Source organism: Reichenbachiella versicolor (assembly GCF_003171675.1).
Lineage (GTDB): Bacteria > Bacteroidota > Bacteroidia > Cytophagales > Cyclobacteriaceae > Reichenbachiella > Reichenbachiella versicolor.
This window is the reverse complement of the sequence record NZ_QFZQ01000002.1, coordinates 1-22,628: the sequence shown is the minus strand read 5'-3', so window position 1 is coordinate 22,628 and position 22,628 is coordinate 1. Positions and strand designations below refer to the sequence as shown.

General features: G+C 34.9%; 19 protein-coding genes. 8 read left to right on the top strand and 11 right to left on the bottom strand.

The features are described 5' to 3' along the window. Positions 1 to 3: 3 nt before the first annotated feature. Both DKG80_RS05040 and DKG80_RS05035 read right to left on the bottom strand, forming a co-directional pair. Positions 4 to 2,238, bottom strand: a complete 2,235-nt coding sequence (locus DKG80_RS05040; RefSeq protein ID WP_162555694.1) for a TonB-dependent receptor plug domain-containing protein — start codon at positions 2,236 to 2,238, stop codon at positions 4 to 6. Positions 2,239 to 2,441: 203 nt separating this feature from the next. Continuing rightward, positions 2,442 to 3,662 (bottom strand): sensor histidine kinase, encoded by a 1,221-nt coding sequence (locus tag DKG80_RS05035; RefSeq protein WP_109830230.1) that lies wholly within the window; start codon positions 3,660 to 3,662, stop codon positions 2,442 to 2,444. 136 nt (positions 3,663 to 3,798) lie between these two features. Between DKG80_RS05035 and DKG80_RS05030 the strand changes: the two genes are divergently transcribed. Continuing rightward, positions 3,799 to 4,413 (top strand): Crp/Fnr family transcriptional regulator, encoded by a 615-nt coding sequence (locus DKG80_RS05030; protein ID WP_245906961.1) that lies wholly within the window; start codon positions 3,799 to 3,801, stop codon positions 4,411 to 4,413. Positions 4,414 to 4,480: 67 nt separating this feature from the next. Further along, positions 4,481 to 4,687 (top strand): YgaP family membrane protein, encoded by a 207-nt coding sequence (locus DKG80_RS05025; RefSeq protein WP_109830228.1) that lies wholly within the window; start codon positions 4,481 to 4,483, stop codon positions 4,685 to 4,687. Between the two features lie 62 nt (positions 4,688 to 4,749). Here DKG80_RS05025 and DKG80_RS05020 read toward each other — a convergent pair whose 3' ends face one another. From DKG80_RS05020 to DKG80_RS04995, 6 genes are all read right to left on the bottom strand, one after another. Further along, positions 4,750 to 6,411: a response regulator gene (locus DKG80_RS05020; protein WP_109830227.1), complete on the bottom strand. Its 1,662-nt coding sequence runs from the start codon at positions 6,409 to 6,411 to the stop codon at positions 4,750 to 4,752. Positions 6,412 to 6,421: 10 nt separating this feature from the next. Continuing rightward, entirely contained in the window at positions 6,422 to 7,813 is a 1,392-nt protein-coding gene (locus DKG80_RS05015; protein WP_109830226.1) for an ATP-binding protein, read from the bottom strand. 220 nt (positions 7,814 to 8,033) lie between these two features. Continuing rightward, entirely contained in the window at positions 8,034 to 9,098 is a 1,065-nt protein-coding gene (locus tag DKG80_RS05010; RefSeq protein WP_109830225.1) for an adenylate/guanylate cyclase domain-containing protein, read from the bottom strand. A gap of 11 nt (positions 9,099 to 9,109) precedes the next feature. Further along, positions 9,110 to 11,632 (bottom strand): ATP-dependent helicase HrpB, encoded by a 2,523-nt coding sequence (gene hrpB, locus DKG80_RS05005; RefSeq protein WP_245906960.1) that lies wholly within the window; start codon positions 11,630 to 11,632, stop codon positions 9,110 to 9,112. 53 nt (positions 11,633 to 11,685) lie between these two features. After that, entirely contained in the window at positions 11,686 to 11,967 is a 282-nt protein-coding gene (gene ppnP, locus DKG80_RS05000) for a pyrimidine/purine nucleoside phosphorylase (protein ID WP_109830224.1), read from the bottom strand. A gap of 125 nt (positions 11,968 to 12,092) precedes the next feature. Next, positions 12,093 to 12,971 carry an FKBP-type peptidyl-prolyl cis-trans isomerase gene (locus DKG80_RS04995; protein ID WP_109830223.1) on the bottom strand — a complete coding sequence of 293 codons (879 nt, stop codon included), beginning with the start codon at positions 12,969 to 12,971 and terminating at the stop codon, positions 12,093 to 12,095. Positions 12,972 to 13,219: 248 nt separating this feature from the next. Here DKG80_RS04995 and DKG80_RS04990 point away from each other — a divergent pair, with 248 nt between their 5' ends. Further along, entirely contained in the window at positions 13,220 to 13,699 is a 480-nt protein-coding gene (locus tag DKG80_RS04990; protein ID WP_109830222.1) for a hypothetical protein, read from the top strand. Between the two features lie 110 nt (positions 13,700 to 13,809). Here the strand turns inward: DKG80_RS04990 and DKG80_RS04985 are convergent, their stop codons facing one another. Then, the gene (locus DKG80_RS04985; protein ID WP_109830221.1) at positions 13,810 to 15,099 is read right to left on the bottom strand and encodes an aminopeptidase P family protein; all 1,290 of its coding nucleotides are present in this window, start codon (positions 15,097 to 15,099) and stop codon (positions 13,810 to 13,812) included. A gap of 127 nt (positions 15,100 to 15,226) precedes the next feature. Here DKG80_RS04985 and DKG80_RS04980 point away from each other — a divergent pair, with 127 nt between their 5' ends. From DKG80_RS04980 to DKG80_RS04960, 5 genes are all read left to right on the top strand, one after another. Then, the gene (locus tag DKG80_RS04980; RefSeq protein ID WP_109830220.1) at positions 15,227 to 16,462 is read left to right on the top strand and encodes a M16 family metallopeptidase; all 1,236 of its coding nucleotides are present in this window, start codon (positions 15,227 to 15,229) and stop codon (positions 16,460 to 16,462) included. A gap of 5 nt (positions 16,463 to 16,467) precedes the next feature. Beyond that, complete coding sequence (locus DKG80_RS04975) at positions 16,468 to 16,875, top strand: EVE domain-containing protein (protein ID WP_109830219.1); 408 nt, start codon at positions 16,468 to 16,470, stop codon at positions 16,873 to 16,875. Further along, positions 16,876 to 18,447 (top strand): hypothetical protein, encoded by a 1,572-nt coding sequence (locus tag DKG80_RS04970; protein WP_109830218.1) that lies wholly within the window; start codon positions 16,876 to 16,878, stop codon positions 18,445 to 18,447. A gap of 72 nt (positions 18,448 to 18,519) precedes the next feature. Continuing rightward, a complete protein-coding gene (pyrR, locus tag DKG80_RS04965) occupies positions 18,520 to 19,074 on the top strand; it encodes a bifunctional pyr operon transcriptional regulator/uracil phosphoribosyltransferase PyrR (RefSeq protein ID WP_109830217.1) in 555 nt (184 codons plus the stop codon). Continuing rightward, entirely contained in the window at positions 19,067 to 19,993 is a 927-nt protein-coding gene (locus DKG80_RS04960) for an aspartate carbamoyltransferase catalytic subunit (protein WP_109830216.1), read from the top strand. The genes pyrR and DKG80_RS04960 overlap by 8 nt, the downstream gene beginning before the upstream one ends. A gap of 111 nt (positions 19,994 to 20,104) precedes the next feature. On the opposite strand, the gene DKG80_RS04955 is transcribed toward DKG80_RS04960, so the two are convergent. Together DKG80_RS04955 and DKG80_RS04950 are read right to left on the bottom strand one after the other, a co-directional pair. Next, complete coding sequence (locus DKG80_RS04955; RefSeq protein ID WP_109830215.1) at positions 20,105 to 21,031, bottom strand: hypothetical protein; 927 nt, start codon at positions 21,029 to 21,031, stop codon at positions 20,105 to 20,107. A gap of 28 nt (positions 21,032 to 21,059) precedes the next feature. Next, the gene (locus DKG80_RS04950) at positions 21,060 to 22,316 is read right to left on the bottom strand and encodes a CHASE2 domain-containing protein (protein WP_109830214.1); all 1,257 of its coding nucleotides are present in this window, start codon (positions 22,314 to 22,316) and stop codon (positions 21,060 to 21,062) included. Positions 22,317 to 22,628: the final 312 nt, after the last annotated feature.

Sequence of the window (22,628 nt, the reverse complement as noted above, 5' to 3'; positions counted from 1 at the left end):
TATTTAGGTTTTAAAAATTAGTCTTGCTAAGAAGGATCTACCTGGTTGAGGGTGGTATGATGGAATAAACCCGTCTGGGTCTATATTCGTTTGGTAATCATAATCATCAACGAATCCTGATCCAGTTTCCCGACCAATACCATAGTATTTTGTATTTGTCAGATTAAAAACTATCAGTTGAAATAAGAAGTTTTTATTGATTTGATACCCCGTTGTCAAATTAAACTTGGTATAAGAAGGCGCATATCCATTTTCATATGTATTTAACCAGATATTAGTGCTCTGAGCTTTACGCTTTCCCACCCAATTCATTCTAAAATCTATTGTTAGTTTTTTCTCTAATAATTTTTGGTTGAAGCCTGCATTCATTTTGTGCTTAGCACTTCGTTCTATCTCAAAGAAGTTAGCATCTGAATCTATGCCGGTGATGTAATTGTAATTTGCATTAATTAAGGTATTAGAAGTAGCTTGGATTCCTATTTGACCAGTTATACCTCCCACATACATTTTTGGTAGATTTTCGAAACGTTCTCCTGCAGGCATTGTTGAATCTGGTACTTTGCCTATAAAGTTTGATATGATAGAATAGTAAGCAGTGGTCTTGATAAACAGTTTGTCATTTATTAATGAGCTATTTAATTCTAATTCTGTAGTTCCGATCTTTTCTGGAGTCAATTCGGAGTTACCTCTAAATTCACTACTAAGTTCAAAAATTCCGGGTTGCCTAAATGCACTACCATACATTAGCTTTCCTCCAAATTTTTTAGTTGATGGATGGTAAACGATTGCTGCTCTAGGGTTTAGAATGTGTCCGAATTCAGTACTATAATCGTAGCGTAATCCTATAGAACTGGTGATCTCTGAATTAATTTCTAAATCATAAAGTAAATATGAGGCTAGCTCCCAAACATTAAAGGTAGGGTAGTGCTTGGACTGCATAAGACCATCACCACTATCAGCAATATCCCAAGAAGATGATGTAGTGTTATTATCTATCGAATATGGACCCAATGAAACTATGCTTTCGCTTTTTTTACTGAACGAAGCCTTTATTCCAAAATATAACTTCGACTGGTTATTAGTTTCATAGGTCAGCTTTTCTTCAATATATCCTTGAAAACTCTTTGAAGCATATCCTTTCGTTAAGTCATAGAAACGATAATTGTATCTTAAACCTGTTTCTGGTAGTACATTAGTACTTCTAAATACGAGATCCGAATTAAGCTCTATTCGGTCTGATAAGTTCGAAGTGTTTTTGTAATACCCATGATAGGATTGAAAACTTGACCTTAGTTCTGAAGCAGTAAGATCGTATTCATAAGCCGCTGTTGATGAGCCATATGCTCTGTTATAGTATGAATAAAAAACGCCAATTTCATTTCTAGCTTTATTCAGTTTGAATCTTATTGCATATGAATCATTCAGCGTATTAAAACCGTTTGGTATTGGTTTTCCAGCTTTTGGATTGGCAACATTAGTTACATAGTCCCCTTGTGCATTGTAGTGTTCTGTTAAAGATGTTGGGTAAATATGATCATTAAAGTATCCGCCTGGATCATATCTACCGATTCCTTTGTCTCCTTTTGTATTGTAGGTGTGTACAGCTATAGAAAAGTTAAAATCATTCTTGAGTGACGTTCCTAAATAAATGTCATTTATTCGTGTAAAGTTCGTGCCAAATGCAGTTCTAATATCACTACCTTCAAAGTCTTTCTTTGTTATAATATTGATTACACCTGTCACTGCTTGTGCGCCATAAAGAACCGATCCAGGTCCTTGTACTACTTCGATTCTTTCTACGTCCACAAAAGTATTTTCATAAGTCCAAAGTAATGACCAATTAAAACTGATGTTATTTTGTATAATACCATCAATCATTATCAAGATGTTTGGATTTCCAATCGTTCCTAGACCTCTGTTCATGTTGTAGGTACTATGTTCTCCCGCACCATCATTGTAGACCATGAAGTCAAAACCAGGAACATCTTGACATAGATCCACCAAAGTAAGATAGCCTCGTTCATCGATCATTTGTTTAGTGAAGATCATTACGTTTGAAGGACATTCCTTTGCTATTTCTTTTTCAATACTACCAGTTGTGACTTTGATTTGTGCCAACTCCTTGAGATTGTACTCATATATCTGGGAGACTTCTTTGCTTCTGTTCTGAGCGAAAGAAGATAAATGATAGCCTAATAGACAGACTATAACAATCAAGGGGAAATATAGGCGTTTCAAGGTGGACGTTTAGTAATGTTGGTAGTTCTTAAAGTAAAATAAGAGATATGAAGCATAATGTATTAATAGCTAAAGCTTTATTTCTTATTTAATCTTGAAATTATCAAGATTAATGGCCAATAATGGTAATTATCCAAAGATTGAAGACATGACTTGGTTCAATATGGCCCTCCAAATAGTGGAATAACTTTATTCAAACACTTCTACTCTTGATCTTCTTGAAAAGGAAGTTTGATCGTAACTGTTGTTCCTTCTCCGAGGTTAGAGTCAATGTTTATCGTTCCTTGATGAGTACTAATAATAGAATGTGTTGTTGATAATCCAAGGCCTGTTCCTTTACCTGGTGCTTTAGTGGTATAAAATGGTTCCATCACTCTCCCTAGTACTGAAGGAGCTATACCTGATCCATTATCTTTTATTGTGATATTATGATATCCGTTTTCAAGAAATACTTCGACATAGATATTTCCATGCTTTTTTATACTTTGTACAGCGTTTAGCAGAATATTAATTATGGCTTGATGAATCTCTTGGCGGTTTCCAAAGATGTATGGGGTTTTGGAATGAAAATTAAAATCGATTTGAATATATGCACTGGAATTACCTTTCAGTAAAGCAAGACAGTTTTGGATGGTATCTTTTAAATCTATTCTTGTAAAAGGTTTGTCAGGGCTATAAGAAAAGAAAGAAAGGATTTGCACCAATTTTAATGTACGGTCTACACCTTCTCCAATAATATTCATGCTCTTTTTAGTCTGTTCATTAACTGAACCTTTATCAACAGAATAGTTTAATATTTCTAAACCTCCTTTAATAAAATTAAGAGGATTATTGAGCTCGTGGCATAACCCTGTAATTAGTGTGCCCAATGCTGACATTTTTTCACTCTCAATCATTTTGTGTTGAGCTTTTCTTTGACGTTTGAGCGTAACGTCGTAATTCCTTTTCAAAAAGTAGGTGGTAGAGGCTAATAGTCCATAGACAATTAGAATATTAACCATAGCTCCCTTGGATGCAGAGTGGTCAATAGTGACTTTTCCTAGTGAATTCAAATAATAGAAAACAACTGCCATCATAAGAAAAACCATAGCATGCATAATAATCCTAAGTTTGTTTTCGAACACGGCAGAAATGCAAAAAGCTTGTAGCATTAGTACTGCTACTCCAGCTGGTCTTAGTACTTGACTAACTATCATTTGGCCCAACATGAGAATGGTTATCATTGAGATAGCTAATGCTGCAGCTAAAATATGGTTTCGTTTAAAAACTAAGAAGGCTATGAGCATAATACCAAAACCAAAAGAGCTAACTCTGGTCGTAGAAGTGATTTCATTATCCAATAACAATCCTAAGGCAGTCGTACAGGTTAGTGCTACCAACGAGGCTATAATGAATATATGAATGATTCTTTGCTCAAGCTTCATACTTATAAATCTAAAAAACAGATAAGCTGATTATTCAGTATGCTTAGGTTTCTTTTAAATTAATGAATCTTATAAGATATTTAGCAAGTACAAGCAATATATGTAAGCCTGCTTCTATTAAAATTGAATTATGTCAATGGATAAAATAACACTGCCTTTTCTTGATCCTAAATTGAGTGACAAAATCCTCAAAGAGTCTAAGCTAGAAGAAGTGTCTAAAGGAACTATTTTGCTAAGAGAGCATCAATACGTTAAGGTTATCCCAATTGTAATTGATGGTTTGGTAAAAGTGTACTCAAAGTATAATGACAAAGAACTGTTGCTTTATTATTTAGAATCTGCTCATAGCTGTGTTATGACCTTTTATGCTGCTCTAAAGAATACTCCAAGTAGGGTATATGCTATGACGGAGGAAGATTCGAAAATTCTATTAATACCTGTTCAGCATTTATCTGGACTGCTAAAGGATCATCCGGATCTTAATAATTTGTTTTTTGATCAGTTCAACCTTAGGTATATGGAACTGTTGGATACGGTAGGTCACTTACTTGTAGATAAGATGGACAAGAGGGTATATGATCACTTGAGTAAAAAATCGAAGTTGACTGGTTGTATAGAACTGACGATAAGCCATGTTCAAGTAGCTAATGAATTGGGGACAGCTCGTGAAGTAGTTAGTAGAGTAATGAAAAAATTAGAGAACGAAGGGAAAATCGAACAGAAAGCAGGTAAAATTAGAATTAATGCTTAGCTGGTGACTTTAGTCACTGAAAAGGTTTTTGTTCTAATGGATCATTGTGTCATAAAAATAGAATACAATGAAAAAGAACATGGGAACAGCAGATAAAATTATCAGATTGATAATAGCTGCATTATTTACAACTTTATACTTTACTGATGTTATTGAAGGAGCTTTGGGAATTGTCTTAATGGTACTTGCTGGAATATTTGCTTTGACAAGTATGATAAGTTTTTGTCCACTTTATGCACCATTTGGAATTAAAACTTGCTCTATGAAAAAGTGATTTTTTCATACAAACTCACCAATACATAAAGTCTAGATGTTTGTATTGGTGAGTTTTTGACTTTAATTATCTGCTAAGTAAGCATGAACAAATTTAATGGCCATAGACCCTTCGCCGACGGCAGAAGCTACTCTATTCATCGCTCCTGCACGAACGTCTCCAGCTGCAAAAATTCCAGGAAGACAAGTTTCTAGCAGATACGGTTCTCTGTCTAGTTTCCAGACTTTATTAAAGTTTTCATATTTCGTCAGTTCACTGCCTGTCTCTAAGAAACCTCGATTGTTTTTGATAATATCTAAATCAATCCAATCAGTTATAGGTTTAGCTCCAATGAAAATAAACAAGGCACCAGCATTAACTGTTTTCGTTTCGTTTATTTTATTGTTTTTTAGTTCTATTGACTTTAGTCTATCATTTCCAGATACAGAAAGTATTTCTGTTTGACCTAGCACATGGATGTTAATTGTTTCTCCTATTTGATCTATCAAATAGGAGGACATACTTGAAGTTAAATCTGGTTTACGAATAACTATGAAGACATTTTTAGCAAACTTTGAAAGATACATAGCAGCTTGACCTGCGCTGTTTCCTCCACCTACTATGTATACGTCTTCATCTTGACAAGCTAATGCTTCTGTGGTAGCAGCACCGTAATATATACCAGCCCCTGTGAAATCATCAATTCCTTTTGCTGGATGTTTGCGATAGTCTACTCCGGTAGTGATGATTATACTTTTAGTATTTATTGTTGACCCATCTGCTAATGTGACCATTTTGTAGCCATCTGTCACAGCAATACTAGATACCTCCTGTGGTGAAAGAAATTCAATTCCAAATCTAGTAGCTTGCGTCAAAGCTCTTCTAGATAAATCAGAACCACTTAAACCACTAGGGAATCCAAGATAGTTTTCTATTCTTGAACTAGTGCCTGCTTGGCCTCCAGGAGCTCTTTTCTCTATCAATAGTGTGTTTAGACCCTCTGATCCTCCGTAAACAGCCCCTGCAAGCCCAGCTGGACCTGCACCTATGATTGTTACATCATACATGGTTTGTTTGGCAGTAGTAGTCATTCCAGTTTTGTTTCCAATATCTACCAGAGAAGGTTGTTTTAGAAACGATCCATCTTCAAAGAATACGACAGGTACATCTTTGTAATCTATATCATTCATGGACAGAATATTCTGACCTTCTTCAGATTTTTCTAGATCCATCCATTGATAAGGAATCAAGTTACCAGAAAGGAAATCCTTAATTTGATGAGATTTAGGTGACCACTGATAGCCTATGATTTTGATTCCTATAAATGGCGGTTTGAAACTACTCAACCAAGCATCAAGCTGATCTGTGATAATAGGGAAGAGTTTTTCCTCCGGGGGATCCCAAGGCTTCATTAAATAATAATCAAGCTGTACATCGTTAATTGCCTTTATAGCAGCATCTGTATCTGAGTATGCAGTCAATAAAATTCGTTTTGCTTCAGGAAAGATCTCTTTGGCCTTCTCTAGAAAATCAACACCCAACATCTCAGGCATTCTCTGATCAGAAATAAAAAGTGCAATTGATTCTCCCTTATTTTTAAGTTCTGTTAGATAGTCTAACCCTTCATTGGCTGATTGAGTAGAAAGAACTCGGTATTCTGATCTATATTTTGATTTGACATCTCTGACGACAGCTTTAAGTACAGCTGGATCATCATCCACGAGGAAAATAATAGGTTTCTTCATTGCTTCGGTATTAGTCTTTGAGTATTGGAAAACACACTTTGAATTCGGTTTTGCCAGGTTTGGTGGTAAAGGTTATAGATCCATTGTGTTGGTTTTTGATGATACGATGTACTACTTCCATGCCTAGACCAGTACCTTTACCTATTTCTTTAGTAGTGAAAAAAGGATCGAAAATTTTGTCTTGAACCTCAAGAGGAATACCACTTCCAGTATCTCCAATAACCACATTGATGAATTCACCATCTTGATAACTTTTTACTGTAAGGATTTTTTCACTTACAAATTCCATAGCATCGACAGCATTATCAATCAAATTAGTCCAAACTTGATTCATCTCACTTACTAATATCTTAGGTTTATCAATATTATTTGAGAAATCACGATGAATTGTAATTCCTGACTTTTCCAATTTATGATGTAGCATCGTCAAGGTATTTTCAATTCCAATATGTATGTCAGTAGAGACTTTTTCAGGTGCTTGATCCATGTGAGTATAACTCTTGATGGATGTTACTAGTTTATTGATTCTTTGAGATGCTTCTTCAATTTCACTTACTATTCTTTCAGTAGTTAAGTTTTGGTCAATCCATCTAAATATAATAGGTACAGATCCTTCTTCAACACCTTCACACATGGTGTCTAATTCATCAATTTCAAATCCAAAGTCTACAAGATTTTCGGCTAATTCTTCACTATCTTCTATCTCTCTTTCATCTAACCAATCTATTATATCATCTTCTCGTTCTGATTTTTCCATCATCGATAAGACTTGTGGTCCAAGTCCGATTTTTGAAAATAATATTTCATTGACTGTATCAACTTGCTGATTAGTCATCTCGATTTTTATAACTTCTTTGAAGTTGTCAGGAAGTATTTTGAGGTGTTGACTCAAGGTTTGTGCGCTTCTTACAATTGCGGCAGAAGGGTTGTTAAGCTCATGAGCTAGTCCAGCTGATAGTTTTCCAAGGGACATCATCTTATCATCTAATTGCTGCCTTTTTGTAAATTCTCGGATTCTAGTACTCATTACATGAACCAGAGCTGTAGTAAGTGTTTCTTGATGGACAATCATATCTTTGAATTTAGACTTACTTAATGACAACAAAACCACTTTTTCAGTGGCTACGCCAGTACCAATAGCATTGGTTGCTCTTGAATATGGGAGCAGTCCTGTGATAGTGTTTTTTCCAAAATTACTAGCAATTTTAAACTGATTACCTTGTTGAATTTTAAGAACCACTTGGCCTTCAAGTATGATTAATAAATGTTCATTTGGGTCGCCTGACTTAAAAATTAAATCGTCTTTTTGATAAGTGATTTTTTCACTTTGATCGATTAGCCATTGAAGCTCCTCATCAGGAACTCCTGCAAGTGTTTCGATTTCTTTGAGTTGTTGAAGCATGAGATAAATTGAGTGTAATTCAAAAATATAGACTTGGAACTCGCTACAAAACTAAATTCTGCTATTAATCTAACTTCTACTAACATCTAGAGCATATAAATAACTATGACTTTCAATCTATTATAGAACAGTCTTATTACTTTGTGTAAGTACCGTAAATAACGATAAATGAAATTTAACTAGTAGAATTGGGTAATTAATTCTTTTAATAGATTAAGCATTAAATCGAACTTTCTTCAATAGAGATAAGTTCTACTTCCTGATGTTTTCCTTTTAAAGTAATAGAACCTTGAGTAGTTCCAATATATTGATCTCCTAAGTCCAATTGATCAAAAAGCTCTTTTGATACAAGAAGATTAGCACCGAGCTCATTGCATTGACTTTCGATTCTTGATGCGGTATTGATAGTGTCACCGTGGTATGCAATTTCTATTTTTATTTCACCAACTTGTGCAACTGTTACAGGCCCAAAATGCATTCCTGCTTTAAACTCTGGCACTAAACCATACTTATCTTTGTATCCAGATTGATTGGAGAGAATTTTGTTGCAGAAAGCAAAATAGGCTTTAAAGCAGTTCAACACATCATTTTTATTATTCCCATCCCATACTAGTACAACCTCATCGCCCACATATTGATATATTTGAGCATGATACTCTTCTACTACTGATAAGTCTACGAAGCAATCTTGAATTAATTGGCTATATACTAGTGGGGCAAGTTTTTCTCCTATTGTCGCTGAACCTTTTAAATCAAGGAACATAAATACTTTATTGTCTACTCTAGGGTGATAGTATTCTCCTTTTATTATTCTCAAAAGATTTCCTTTTCCTAGAAATGAATCTATGTACCCAACAATACTAATTACGGAATTAACAATCGTAGTATAAATACAAACAATATAAAATATAGGTGTTGCCATAAATTCTCCAAAAGAATCTGGCATACCGGGCAGATGTAACGTCCTTAGAGAATAGTATACCGTATTGACGAACAAGAAGGCAAATGAAAACTGTACTACCAATGTCCAAAAGATGATCTTGTTATACGCTATGCGCTTCATGAAATACTTGTCGAGCCATGCAAATTGTATTCCATAAACAAGCCCCTGTCCAAGCCACAATAGCAGAAAGATCCAAATGCGTCCATACCAGTTTACCTCCTTAAAAAGCGGATCAGTGCCACTAGCATTGCTGATTAATTGCCAAATTAGCATGGCTATAAACCAACCGATTATAAAATCAATAAGAATGCTTAGTTGCCTTTTTCGAGGAACTGAAATCATAGTGTGTCGAGTTATTTATTCCGTTTAACACCTTTTATGGCTGGTTCAGCACGAGGGTCATCAGGCCAAACGTGTTTTGGATATCTTCGTTTCAATTCTTTACGAACTTCATAATAAGTATTGTCCCAAAAACTCTTTAAATCCTCAGTGATTTGTACAGGCTTAAATCCAGGAGATAATAGATGTAGCAATAATCCAACTTTACCGTTACATATTTTAGGAGTTTCGGCTAGTCCAAATACTTCCTGTATTCTTACTGCTAGAACTGGAGGCATTCCATCAGCTCGATAATTGATCTTTATTTTTGATCCACTAGGAACAGTCATTTTTTCTGGTGCTAGTTCGTCAAAAGTCAATTGTTTATTGTACTCTAAGGAACTGTGTAAAACTTCTTTTAAATTGATTTTTTTAAGTTGCCCAGGTTTTTTTATTCCATTTAGGTAAGGAGTTAACCATTCTGAACAAGTCATCAATAGGGTAGAAGTACTTACGTCAGGCCAAGCCTCCTGAGGTTGCCATTTTTTTAAACTTAATACTCTATTTTGCCACTGCTCAACTTCTTCATTGAAATCAAGAAGCTGTTTTCCTTCTGATTTGATGGCGTCACATATAGCTTCAACAAGATAGTCTTCATCAGGATCTGGTAGAGGTTTAGATTGCAAAACAATACTTCCGATTCGAAGTTCTAGGTTAGCTTGAAGACCTCCATCTTCAGTGTCCCATTTCACTACTTCTTTTTCTTTGACAAGTGGAGCTAAATCCCTTGGGTTTAACGGGGCAGCTAGGAAAATTTTACCCATTCCTTCACGTGCATCCATATGAGCTACAGCTAACCAAGCTTCATGAGCTAAATCATCTTTGTGACTAGCAGCAGCAATCTTACCGTTTGATAATTTAAACTGAGCATTGTTTCCTGGTCGAGCATGAGCAATTCTTTCTGGATAGGCATAAGTGAGTAATACACCAGATTCAAAAGAATCGTATTCGTCGTTATCAGGTTCCAAATTAAATAATTGCAAGTAGGATGTGGCGATTTTAGCTATTCGAACCATTCGACCTCCAGACCTTCCGTCTCGTCGGAAATACCTTAGCGCATCAACTCTATTATTGATGTCTATTCCAGCATCTTTTCCCAAAGGGTCTCTTTCTTCCAAGATAGCTGCAATATCAGCCGCAAGTTCAACATTATCATTCTCCTCAGCCATGAGCAACATATGAGCAATGCGTGGATGACATGGGAGTTTGGCCATTGCTTCACCATGTTCTGTAATTTTACCATTCTCCAGTGCCCCAAGTTGCTCTAACATTTCCAAAGCTTGAAAGACAGCACCTTTAGGAGGGTGCGTTAGCCAGGTCATTTGTTCGATATTCGTAACACCCCACAGAGCCATATCTAAAATTAAAGATGCTAAATCAGCTTCTAAAATTTCTGGAACTAAATGGTCACTCATACGCTCATGTGTTGTTTTTGACCACATTCTATAGCACACGCCTTCAGAAAGCCTACCAGCACGACCCGCTCTTTGATCTGCAGAATCCTTGCTAATCTGAACAGTTTTAAGACCACTCAGTCCCGATTTAGGCTCAAATTTGGATGTTCTTCCAAATCCTGAATCCACTACAATTTTTACGCCTTCAATAGTTAGACTTGTTTCAGCTATTGAAGTGGCAAGTACTACTTTACGTTTACCTTCTTTATGAGGGAATATAGCTGCTTGCTGTCGTTTCATTGGCAGCGATCCATACAAGGGCATTATTGCAAAACCCTTTAGTTCTTTTTTTAATAACTCTTCTGTTTTAAGAATTTCACCTTGTCCGGGTAAAAAAACCAAAGTGTCACCTTCATTTTGTTTAACTGCTTTAGATACTACTTTGGCTGTTTGCTCTGGGATCATCCATTCGTCAGTGTCTCCTTCGTATATTTTCTTAACAGGATACATTCTACCTTCACTAGTGACTGCCTTGCAATTAAGTAAGCTAGTGAGTTGAGGCATGTTAAGTGTAGCTGACATGATCATTATTTTAAGATCAGGCCTGAGTACTTGTTGAGATTCACGACACAAGGCTAAAGCTACGTCAGCATGAATACTACGCTCATGAAACTCATCGAAGATCACTAAGGCTATATCCTTTAATTCATTGTCAGAATGGAGCATACGGGTTAAAATTCCCTCCGTGACAACTTCTAATATCGTATTGTCTGAAACACAATTGTCAAATCGAATTCTATAACCAACTTCCTGACCAACTTTACTTTCTAATAGGTCTGACATGCGTGTAGCAATAGATTTTGCTGCTAATCTACGCGGCTCCAGCATGATAATTTTTTTTCCATCAAGCCAATGTTCTTCTAATAATGCTAGAGGTAATAAAGTACTTTTTCCTGCACCTGCTGGAGCATTGATTATCAGTGTGTTATCCTTTGATAATGAAGTTTTGACTTCATCAATAATATCACGAACAGGAAGATCTATATTAAATGGGTCGAAAGGCAAAATGGTAGCGTTGTAAAGTTGAAAATAGGTGATATGCACATTTTAAATATTAAAGAAGACTATTATCTTCTTTAATATTTATGAAATTCAACTTATCTATAAAGACAGTGGTATGAAGTTTGTCCTACGACCTTGACTTTGAAGCTACTGTCTTTTTCTACTTCGAAACTAGAACCTGCTTTATAGTTTTTACTTTCTTTTTCACCGGAAAGAGTAACTATAAGTTCTCCATCTATTACAGTCATTACTTCATGCATAGATGTCCCAAATTCATAATCACCTGGCTCCATAACTCCTATGGTGGATTTACCTGCGTTGGTTTCATATCCCAATGACTTTACTTTAGCATCGAAATATTCATTTGTTGATATCATATAATTTGTTTTTCAGTTTCAAAAGGACGCGCAATTTCGTTGAAAAACAGGGGATATACAATCTCCTATAAAAAGATGGAATATTTAATACGATAAGTTTTATTAGAACAAATATATTTCATGAGTTAATCAGAGGATATAGAAACTAATTCTACTTCAAAGATTAAAACTGAATAGGGTTCAACGGTCGGTAAGAAACCATTAGCTCCATAACCCAGTTCATAAGGTATGAAAACTTCCCAACTATCACCAGGAACCATAAGTTGAAGCGCTTCACTCAATCCTGGTATAACCCGATCTACTTTAAACCGAGCAGGATCTTTTCCTTCTGTTGATTCAAATGCGACATTATTAATGTACTTACCTGTATAATTAACTAGAACAGAATCTTCTAAACTTGGTTTGGAGCCATCCGAACTGCCAGAAGTGATAATAGAATATTGTAGTCCAGATGTAGTTGTCGTTACATCGTCTCTTAGAGCGTTGGTTTCAAGAAAAGACCTGCTTGCTTCAATATTGTCTTTGTAAGAAGGGTTAATAGTTACAGAAACCACTTCTACTTCGAAAATTAGCATCTCATTTGGCTCGATATTACCGTTGCCTAGAGATCCATACCCAAGGTAGTAAGGAATATATAGTTCCCATTTATCACCAGGTACCATTATTTGAAGAGCCTCCGACCACCCATTTATCAGATCACCTACTTTGAATGTTCTTGGTTCTTCATCCATCGTAGTATCAAATATTCCTCCGTCTAGTAGACTTCCTTCATAGTGAACTGTTACATTATCATGAATTCCTGGTTTGTGTCCTGAAGGATCACCTGATTCTAAAATCTTATACTGAAGGCCAGTGATTGTTGTGATTACATCTTCTTTCTTCATGTTTTCGGCCAAAAATTCTTGACCTTCTTCCAAATTCTCTGAATAATCTTCAACATCAGGATCATTAAAACAACCTGTCAAAATGTATAGTGCGGAAACAAATACAATTAGTCTTTTCATAATTTGATCATCATTAGTATTACTCGAATCTAAACGACCTGTAACAAAGTCTATTATTTACATCTAGAAATTGTTACTATATCCCCTGATATAACTATTAAATAGCAACCATGTTAAAATGCTTAATCTTTTTTAGTTGAGAGGTTAAATGCTTTTTGTCCTAATCTGCTATTCAAAATGAGTTAATTAGGTACTGTATTCTTGTACTAATACACTCGAGCTTTCAATTATTTTGATACTTTTGAGATATGGACGATAACATTATATACTACATCGTATTGGGGGTGATTTACCTTATCTCAAGATTGCTTAAAAAGAAGAAACCAAAGGAAGAACCTACTTCTGAACCAGAAATAGTCCAACAGGAAGAGACTTACTCTCCTTCGAAGAAAAAGCGATCTCCTGTAGAAGACTTGCTTGAACAACTTTCTCAAGAAATGGGAGATAAACCTGTTGAAAAAAATATAGAGACTGCTCCTGCACCTTTTATAGCTGAACCAGAACCTAAAGTTTCCGAGAGAAAAATTTCAGTAACTCAAAAAGCAAATAAAGGGGCGATTGCTTCACAGTTTATTGAAAGAGATAGGCCTGTATATGAAAAAAATAAATACTTTGTTGAGAATGAAGAATCTAATCCAACTAATGATAAGATTAGAGAGTTGCTTGCGGATGAAGAAGGAATTAAGTCTGCGATAATAGTGCAAGAAATTTTTCAACGAAAGTATTAAAAACATTACTCTATAACTGAACCTAACGCAATAGATCCTTATCTTAAGAAGAAAAATGGATTGTACTTCGTTAGAAAGATGAAGTACAATCCATAAATAATATTCAACGATTAACTATTCATCAAATCTTCAATTTCTTCAACTTCAATTGGAATGTTTTTCATTAGGTTAATAGGCTTATCACTTGTGATAACTATGTCATCTTCTAGTCTAATTCCGATTCCTTCTTCTCTAATGTATATTCCAGGCTCCACAGTCATAACCATTCCGGGTTCAAATCTCTTGTAGATACTAGCTACATCGTGTACATTAATACCTAAATGATGTGAAGTACCGTGCATGAAGTATTTTTTGTAAAGTGGGTATTTGGGGTCTTGATTTTCAATTTCTTTCTTATTTAAAAGCCCTAACCCAATCAATTGTTCTGTCATGAACTCTCCAACAGCCTCGTGGTACTCTTGGATAGTTCCTCCTGGAGACAGCAATTCAGTCGCATAGTTCTTGACTCTAAGCACGGCATTATAGACTTCTTTTTGACGGTGTGTAAATCGACCATTGACAGGTAAAACTCTAGTCATATCTGCATTGTAATTTCCATAACATGCCGCTACATCCATTAATATTAGATCACCATCTTTACATATTTGATTATTATCTAAATAATGTAAAACACAAGCATTAGCTCCAGAAGCCATTATAGGTTCAAATGCAAAACCACTTGCTCGATTTCTTAGGAATTCATAAGCATATTCCGCTTCAACCTCATATTCACCAATTCCTGGTTTTAAAGTTTTTAATACCTTTCTAAACCCTTTTTCAGTAATGTCACAAGCTTTTTGAATCATTTCAATTTCTTGCTCTTCTTTAACGCTTCGCAAATCTGTTAGAATTGGAGCAAGTCTTTCTATTTCGTGAAGAGGGTAGACTTTTTTTAACCATTTATTGAATCGGTCAGTTCTTGTTTCTACTTGAGAAGAATTACGAATGTGCTCGTTAGAATCTAGATATATAGTTGCTGTTTCTGCAAGAATAGTGTTTAGCACATTTTCAAACTGATCTAACCACATTACGGTTTTTATTCCAGATGTTTGAGTTGCTTCCTCTTTAGTGTATTTGTGACCTTCCCAAATAGCAATAAGTTCGCTAGTTTCTTTCAAGAATAAAATCTCTTTATATGATTCATTGGGGAAATCTGGAGCAACTAGTAATATAGATTCTTCCTGATCTATACCAGACAAATAGAAAAAACTAGCATCTTGTTTGAAAGGCATAGTACCGTCAGCACTAGTAGGCATGATGTCACTTGAATTGACAATTGCTATTGCCCCAGGTCTCATTCGTCCTGAAAGCTTTTTTCTGTTTTTTATAAAAAGATTGGGGTCAATAGGGTCGTATTTCATTTCGTGAGTTTTTTGTTGTTGTGCGAATTTAGATTTTAGCAACAAAATATCCTCATATCAGTAAAATTGAAATTAAACTCCTATAAGGCAGAGTTGATTTTCTACTTTTGCAGCTTTCATCATAATTATGGCAGATTACGAACTGTTTGAGTTTCCTAATGGTATCAGGCTAGTACATAAGCAAGTATTTAGTACAAAAATAGCACACTGTGCTGTGATGTTAGATATTGGTAGCAGAGATGAACTTGAACATCAGCAGGGGATAGCGCACTTTTGGGAGCACATGGCTTTTAAAGGGACTAAAAAAAGAAAAGCTTTTCATATAATCAATAGATTGGAGTCCTTGGGAGGCGAGTTGAATGCTTATACTACCAAGGAAAAAATCTGTTTTTATTCAGCAGTTTTAGAAAAGCATCTTGATAAATCCTTAGAATTACTGAGTGATATTACTTTTAATTCTACTTTTCCTGAGGTCCAGATAGAAAAGGAGAGACAGGTCATTCTAGAAGAAATGGCTATGTATCAAGACAATCCTGAAGATGCTATTCAGGATCAACTAGATACTTTGATTTATAAAAATCATCAACTTGGTAATAATATACTAGGAACAGAGGAAAGTGTCTTATCTTTTGAGCATGAAGATTTTAAAACCTTTATTGATCAAAATTTAGACACAGGTCGATTAGTTGTATCTAGTGTAGGATCGTATTCAATGAAAAAACTAATTACTCTAGTAAGTAAGTACTTTGGTGATTTGAATTCTAAGTCTTCGAATCGTGAACGTAAAGCTCCAGATAGCCTTTCAGATTTTACTTCACACGTTGATGAAACAAGAGATCTCAGCCAAGCGCATATAGGTATAGGAAGGCGTGCTTATAATATTCACTCCGAATTGAAAGTTCCTTTTTTCTTTTTGAATAATATTTTAGGTGGGCACAGTTTTGTTTCTCGTTTGAATTTAGCTCTCCGTGAGAATAATGCTTTCGTTTACAATATAGATTCCAGTTTTACGCCCTTGACAGATACAGGGTATTTTCAAATTTTTTATGCGACTGATCCATCAAAAGTTAAGAAGTCTTTAGTATTAGTGGATCGAGAATTTGCAAAATTGCGCAAAACAGAATTGGGTAAAAAACAACTGTTAAGTGCTAAAGAGCAGATTAAAGGGCAGTTAGCTATGTCTGAAGAGAACAATCAGAATTATATGTTAATGATGGCAAAGAGCATTTTGGATTATGGGAAAATAGAACCTTTAGAAACTGTATTTGCTAAAATAGATAGTTTAGAAGCTGGATTTCTTAAAGATCTGTCTAATGAAATGCTAAATTTGGATGAAATGAGTATTTTGAGGTATCTACCTTAGATTATATGAAATACTGGTTAATTAAAACAGAGCCTGATACTTATTCATGGAATGACCTAGTCAAACTCGGTCGTGATCATTGGGATGGTATTAGGAACTATGCTGCTCGAAATGCCATGAAAGAGATGAAAGAAGGTGATTTAGCCTTGTTTTATCACAGTGGAAATGAAAAGGCTATTGTAGGTATAGCTAAGTGTGTTCAGGAATATTATCAAGACCCTACCACTGATGATGACAAATGGGTAGTTGTCGATTTTATTCCTGAACAATCATTCAATAAAAAAATATTCCTTTCAGATGTGAAAAACACTGAGGGTCTTTCTGAAATGGTATTGGTTAAAAACTCAAGACTATCCGTTCAATCGGTTAGAGCTGATGAGTTTGAATTGATCATTAAAATGTCTCATGAATAAATGAGACCAGTAATTGTTTTTATATTGGTTTCTTTAGTATTCATGAGTGCGCTATCTGCTCAAAATAAAAGAGTGCCTGTATCTCATAAAGATTCAGTAAAAAAATACCTTCCTTATCTTACACAGCCTAGAAGAATAGAGTATCCTTATTCTTCGGAACACTTTAACACAGTAATTCCAATTGGCAAAGAAGGATTATTGTTGGTAAGACAAACTGACGAAAAGAAGAATAGGGAGTTTGTATGGAAAGTTCATCAATTAGATTCTTCATTATCGGAAGTATGGGTAAAAGATTTTTTAGTAAGTGTTTCTGAAGATTTAATTGGCTATGACTATGCTAATGGTACTTTTTTATTGTTAGTAAAAAATGTCAATAAGCGTAAATCATTGGGAGCATATTTTATAGGTAAGTCGGATGGCTCAGTAGTCAGGAGAGATATTATGTTACCAATACCAATTGAATTGACTCATCTTCAAGTCATGAAAGGAGGAGTAGTTCTAGCAGGTACTTCTGCTGATAGGCCAGTAGTAGTATTCTATGATTTGTATACAGAAAGACCTTTGGTATTATCGGGTATATACAATGAAGATAGTCAGGTGTTAGGAATAGAAACAAGTGAAAAGTACGGGGTTTTTTCTGTGTTACTTAATGAAGTAACTAAAACGAAAGATTACTCAATTTCTATTAAAGTATATAATTTAAAAGGAGAAGAATTCTACAGTAGTACATTGTATACTGAACCTGAGAAAAGTTTAATAGATGCTTCAACCACTAATTTTAGAGGCGGAATTCAATTTATAAGTGGTACTTATTCCAATAGAATGAAGGAATCTTCTTTAGGTTTCTATGTTGCAAAGGTTGTTAAAGGGAATCAACAGTTTATAAAATATTACCCTTATTCTGATCTCCAAAACTTCTACACCTATATGCAAGAGAGACAATTAAAAAGAATGGAACAAAAGGTCGAGAAAAAACGAATCAAAGGAAAGGATATAAAGTTGAGCTATAATCTTTTAATACATGAAATAATTAAGAGACAAAATGAATTCTTACTAATAGGAGAGGCCTATTATCCACGATATAGTTCACCGATTGATAATACTTTTATGTCGAGAGATCCATTTGGAGCTACTCAAATGACTACCCCAACAGTTTTCCCTCAAGATAGAAGGGTATTTTTAGGATATGAATTTACCCATGCTTTAATAGCAGGTTTCGATGAGAAGGGAGAATTAACGTGGGATTATAGTTTTGGGATTCAAGATATTCTTAAGCCACATTTGGAGCCAAATATTGATGTTGTTGTGAAACCAAATTATATCAATATGATGTACGTTAATGAGCATCAAGTGTATTCAAAGGTTTTGAATAAATCTGATAGTATTACACCTCAACTGATAATTGATGTCGAGCTATCAAACTTAGGTGATCAATTAATAGATAAACAATCCGATATAGAGGGAGTGGTAAGATGGTTTGGGAGTAATCACTTAGTTTATGGAGTTCAAAAAATCAAAGGCCAAGACAACAATAACAGAGAGGTTTATTTTATAAACCAACTTAGCTTTTAGCTAAATCTAAAATTCTCAGTTAGGTCTTTTTTAGTGATCTTCACAAGAGTATATTTGCACAATTCTAAAGGCATGCAAAAAAGACTTTTACTTAATCACAAACACTTAAGTATAACTATATCTCGTCTTTGTCATCAATTAATAGAAAATCATAAAAGGTTTGAAAATACTGTTTTGCTCGGTTTGCAACCAAAAGGTATATATGTCGCAGAACGTATCAAGTCAAGATTAAAGGAAGTAAGTGGTATTGATGTACCACTTGGATATCTTGATATTACCTTTTATCGAGATGATTTTAGGCGACGAGATGATATACTAGCACCAAACGAAACTAAGGTTCCATTTATCATAGAGAAAAAGAATGTCATCTTAATTGATGATGTACTTTATACTGGACGTACCGTCAAAGCTGCAATGGATGCTATGAATGCATTCGGTAGACCAGATAAAGTTGAATTTTTAGCTTTGATAGATAGGATATATAGTAGACACATCCCTGTTGAGGCTAACTATGTTGGTAAATATGTCAATACAGTTCTTTCTCAAAAAGTATTGGTAGAGCTAACTGAACAAGGGAAAAAGGAAGATAAAATTTGGCTGATAGAAAGACCCGTAATTGATGAGTGAATTAAGTATTAAGCATTTATTAGGTATTAAAGACCTAACAATAGATGATCTGAATCTTATCTATGAAACCGCAGAAACATTTAAGGATGTCATCAATAGACCGATAAAGAAAGTACCTTCTTTGAGAGATATTACTATTGCCAATGTTTTCTTTGAAAATTCCACAAGAACAAAGCTGTCATTTGAGTTAGCTGAAAAAAGACTAAGTGCCGATGTTATCAATTTCTCTGCGTCTGGTAGTTCTGTAAAAAAGGGAGAGACGCTACTTGATACTGTTAATAACATCTTATCCATGAAGGTTGATATGATAGTAATGCGTCATAGCTCTCCAGGGGCACCTCATTTTCTATCTCAACATATTGATGCTAATATCGTCAATGCTGGTGATGGCACTCATGAACATCCAACTCAAGCTCTTTTGGATACCTTTTCAATGAGAGAAAAGCTAGGTGACTTAGCAGGAAAAAAAGTAGCAATTATTGGTGATATTGTGCATTCCAGAGTTGCACTATCCAATATATATGCATTGAAGAAACTAGGAGCAGAAGTTATGATCTGTGGCCCTGCTACTTTGATTCCTAAATTTTTGACTAATCTTGGAGTTCAGGTCGTTTCAGATGTTAAACATGCTTTGAATTGGTGTGATGTGGCGAATATTTTAAGAATTCAGTTAGAAAGGCAGCAAATCAAATATTTTCCTTCACTAAGAGAATATTCACAATATTTTGGAGTAAACAAGGAGCTATTGGATTCCTTGAATAGGCAAATTGTTATCATGCACCCGGGGCCAATCAATAGAGGAGTTGAAATAACTAGTGATGTTGCAGATTCTGATCATTCAATTATTTTAGATCAGGTAGAAAATGGTGTGGCTGTGAGAATGGCTGTTCTTTATCTACTGGCAGGCTTGAAAAAATAATTTTCAAAACATTCTTTTTGGCTTAAATAAATTTCATTTAAGATAATATTATGAACATAAAAGGCTCACCAAACGGTGAGCCTTTTCTAAATATTATTTTCCACAAGAATCTTATTGCAAGCCGTTTTTAATAAGGAAGTCTTGATATAGATCTTGAAAATCAGTTACATCTGGTGAAAGCTTAATAGCTTCTTGATATTGAGTAGAAGCATCAAGAAGTAAATCATTTTCTTCAAAGAAAGAGGCATAAATTAACCTGTTTAAAGGAGAATCATCCATTGGAACTTCAGCTTTTAATGCTTCTAAGTTTTCTTTAATAGCTGAAGCATCATCGGCAGACATTCTTTTTATACCATAGTCTCCAGACTCCATGTCAGCATTGTCTTTTACTTTTACTTTCAAAATTACCAATCTTTCACTGCTCAAATTTTCATCGTCAAAGTTGATAGATAATGAAGTACCTGTTGTTTCTGCGCTGTATATCTCCTCATCGAAAATATTCTTTACAGAAACTACATAAGTAGCATCATCTAGATCTTTCGCTCCACTCCATGCGATTATAGCCTCAGGGTTTAGTACGTCTACAGCACTCGGAAGCATCACTTTTAGTGAACCACCATCTACAGCTCTAGTTACCGCACCAGTTGCTTTCATATTTTTTCTATAGTTACTATGAACATCGCCATCATCTTCGTTCATTTTGTTCATTACGAATTGAGCATACTTGTTAGCAACATTTGATTTTGAGCTTGCTAACTTAGTTTCAAGGTCTGCTATTCTAGTTATTCCAGAATTCCTTACTTCTATAGTTCTACCTGATTTGTGCATTAATCCGATATAAGCACCTGAAGCCGCGATGATTTCATCACCACTCATTAGAGTAGCTCCTGTTTTCAAAGGCATAGTTTCACCACTAGTACCTTTCTTTACACTGTTTTCTCCTTTACTTGCAAGTACTCTAAAAACGAAGCCTTGACCATAGCTTAGGTTGACAAGTAAGAACGCTACAATAGTGGATAATAATAGTTTAGTTCTCATGATATGATTTATTGATTCGAATACAAATTTAAAGTTTCTTAATTCTTGTAAGATCTCTACGACCCTCCTTAGTGAATAAATTTTTCACTACCCCGAAATATATTTCCAACGCATCCCCGGCAATTAGTACTGCTACAATGGCTGCTGTCATGTCTAGTTTATAGTTCATCTGATTAAATACTACTATAACTAGAGTAAATAACGCAAAAGCTTCTATTAATTGTATAACTTTTGTTAAACCATCGTACCATTTTGGCATTACTTTATAAATATAGACAAATAAAATAATGTTCATGTACAATAAAATTAGTGCCCAAATGTACGAGATACCAGTTCCCATTTCGTCAATATATTCCTCAGAAAGTATCATTGAAACACAATTGGCGTGGATTACTCCCCCAAACATGTCCGCATGAGATTTGCCGGCGTATCTAAAATTAAGAGGAGTGAAATATTTATCATCAAGTGCTTTTCTATCACCTAATTGACTTCCCATATAACAGAAAATAATTATTTTATCTTCTATTAGTTCAGGAACGAATTCACCATCTAGTACTTGATACCAATCTAGCGCAAAGTATGTAATTGGTGCTCTGGAAGCAGCATCAGCACTTAAATCGAAAATGTTTCCTTTATAATTAATGAACTCAATATCATTATCTCGGGCAAGGAATTTTTCAGTCTTTTCTGGAGCAAAATATGATGCCAGTTTTACAGAGAAAGCTAGTTCTATTTCATCCCCAACTTGTTCGCTAGGAGCGAAACTTCTACAAACTTTTGGATCATCTTGATCAGCGGCTCCTGTTATAAAATTTGTAAATGCAGTCTCACCATATCCAAATAAGGATTGATCAGATACTTCTAATGAATCGAAAGTATCATCATCGTCTACATTTAATAGCTTACTGTACATGACCAAATTCTCGACTTGGGAAAGAGCATTTGCTAAATAAAGATCTCCAAGGGTATCCTCTTTTGGGTATGGAAAAATCATGTCCATACCTATGACTTTCGGATTATGAGAATTGATAGCGTTTACTAAATCTGCAATGCCTCGACGTGGTAAATCTCCTATGTTTACTAGGACAATATTTTCTTCAGCCACCTGATCAGGCCGTAGACCTTGACCAAAGACAATATCAGTAGTCTCCATATCCTTTAATGCATCACCAAATGGATCAAAGATGTCAAATAACTTAAATTGTGTTACTGTAGTAACCAGTAAGGCCACTGCGATAATGAATATAAAGCTCCAAATGGTATCGAGCCAAAACTTCTTAAACATAGTTCAGGTTTGTGGATTCAGTTTATTTTGTAGACAGTAAAGCTAGTAATTTGACGAATAATCAAAAATAATATCGACCAACAACACTTTTACAAGCATAAACTTAGAGAAACTACAGAAGAGTTGAAATAAGTGATATCTCTAATTCTTTTTATTAGGTTAATCTCTTAGTCATTCTTTTTTGAATAAAACTTTCATGAATAAGGGAATTCACCCACAGGCATGAAACTCGTTTTAAATAGAAACCAAACTATAAAACGATATGTCTACAGTAGAATTCCCTCAGCTAATTGAACGCGGTTGTGGCCTGGA

Excerpts from the sequence above, each read along its gene's own strand:
- DKG80_RS05035 (WP_109830230.1), bottom strand. The coding sequence starts at position 3,662 with ATGAAGCTTGAGCAAAGAATCATTCATATATTCATTATAGCCTCGTTG.
- DKG80_RS04970 (WP_109830218.1), top strand. The coding sequence starts at position 16,876 with ATGAGACCAGTAATTGTTTTTATATTGGTTTCTTTAGTATTCATGAGT.
- pyrR (WP_109830217.1), top strand. The coding sequence starts at position 18,520 with ATGCAAAAAAGACTTTTACTTAATCACAAACACTTAAGTATAACTATA.
- DKG80_RS04950 (WP_109830214.1), bottom strand. The coding sequence starts at position 22,316 with ATGTTTAAGAAGTTTTGGCTCGATACCATTTGGAGCTTTATATTCATT.
- DKG80_RS05025 (WP_109830228.1), top strand. The coding sequence starts at position 4,481 with ATGAAAAAGAACATGGGAACAGCAGATAAAATTATCAGATTGATAATA.
- ppnP (WP_109830224.1), bottom strand. The coding sequence starts at position 11,967 with ATGATATCAACAAATGAATATTTCGATGCTAAAGTAAAGTCATTGGGA.
- DKG80_RS04995 (WP_109830223.1), bottom strand. The coding sequence starts at position 12,971 with ATGAAAAGACTAATTGTATTTGTTTCCGCACTATACATTTTGACAGGT.
- DKG80_RS05020 (WP_109830227.1), bottom strand. The coding sequence starts at position 6,411 with ATGAAGAAACCTATTATTTTCCTCGTGGATGATGATCCAGCTGTACTT.
- DKG80_RS05015 (WP_109830226.1), bottom strand. The coding sequence starts at position 7,813 with ATGCTTCAACAACTCAAAGAAATCGAAACACTTGCAGGAGTTCCTGAT.
- DKG80_RS05030 (WP_245906961.1), top strand. The coding sequence starts at position 3,799 with ATGGATAAAATAACACTGCCTTTTCTTGATCCTAAATTGAGTGACAAA.
- DKG80_RS04955 (WP_109830215.1), bottom strand. The coding sequence starts at position 21,031 with ATGAGAACTAAACTATTATTATCCACTATTGTAGCGTTCTTACTTGTC.
- DKG80_RS05010 (WP_109830225.1), bottom strand. The coding sequence starts at position 9,098 with ATGATTTCAGTTCCTCGAAAAAGGCAACTAAGCATTCTTATTGATTTT.
- DKG80_RS04985 (WP_109830221.1), bottom strand. The coding sequence starts at position 15,099 with ATGAAATACGACCCTATTGACCCCAATCTTTTTATAAAAAACAGAAAA.
- DKG80_RS04975 (WP_109830219.1), top strand. The coding sequence starts at position 16,468 with ATGAAATACTGGTTAATTAAAACAGAGCCTGATACTTATTCATGGAAT.
- DKG80_RS04980 (WP_109830220.1), top strand. The coding sequence starts at position 15,227 with ATGGCAGATTACGAACTGTTTGAGTTTCCTAATGGTATCAGGCTAGTA.
- DKG80_RS04960 (WP_109830216.1), top strand. The coding sequence starts at position 19,067 with ATGAGTGAATTAAGTATTAAGCATTTATTAGGTATTAAAGACCTAACA.
- DKG80_RS04990 (WP_109830222.1), top strand. The coding sequence starts at position 13,220 with ATGGACGATAACATTATATACTACATCGTATTGGGGGTGATTTACCTT.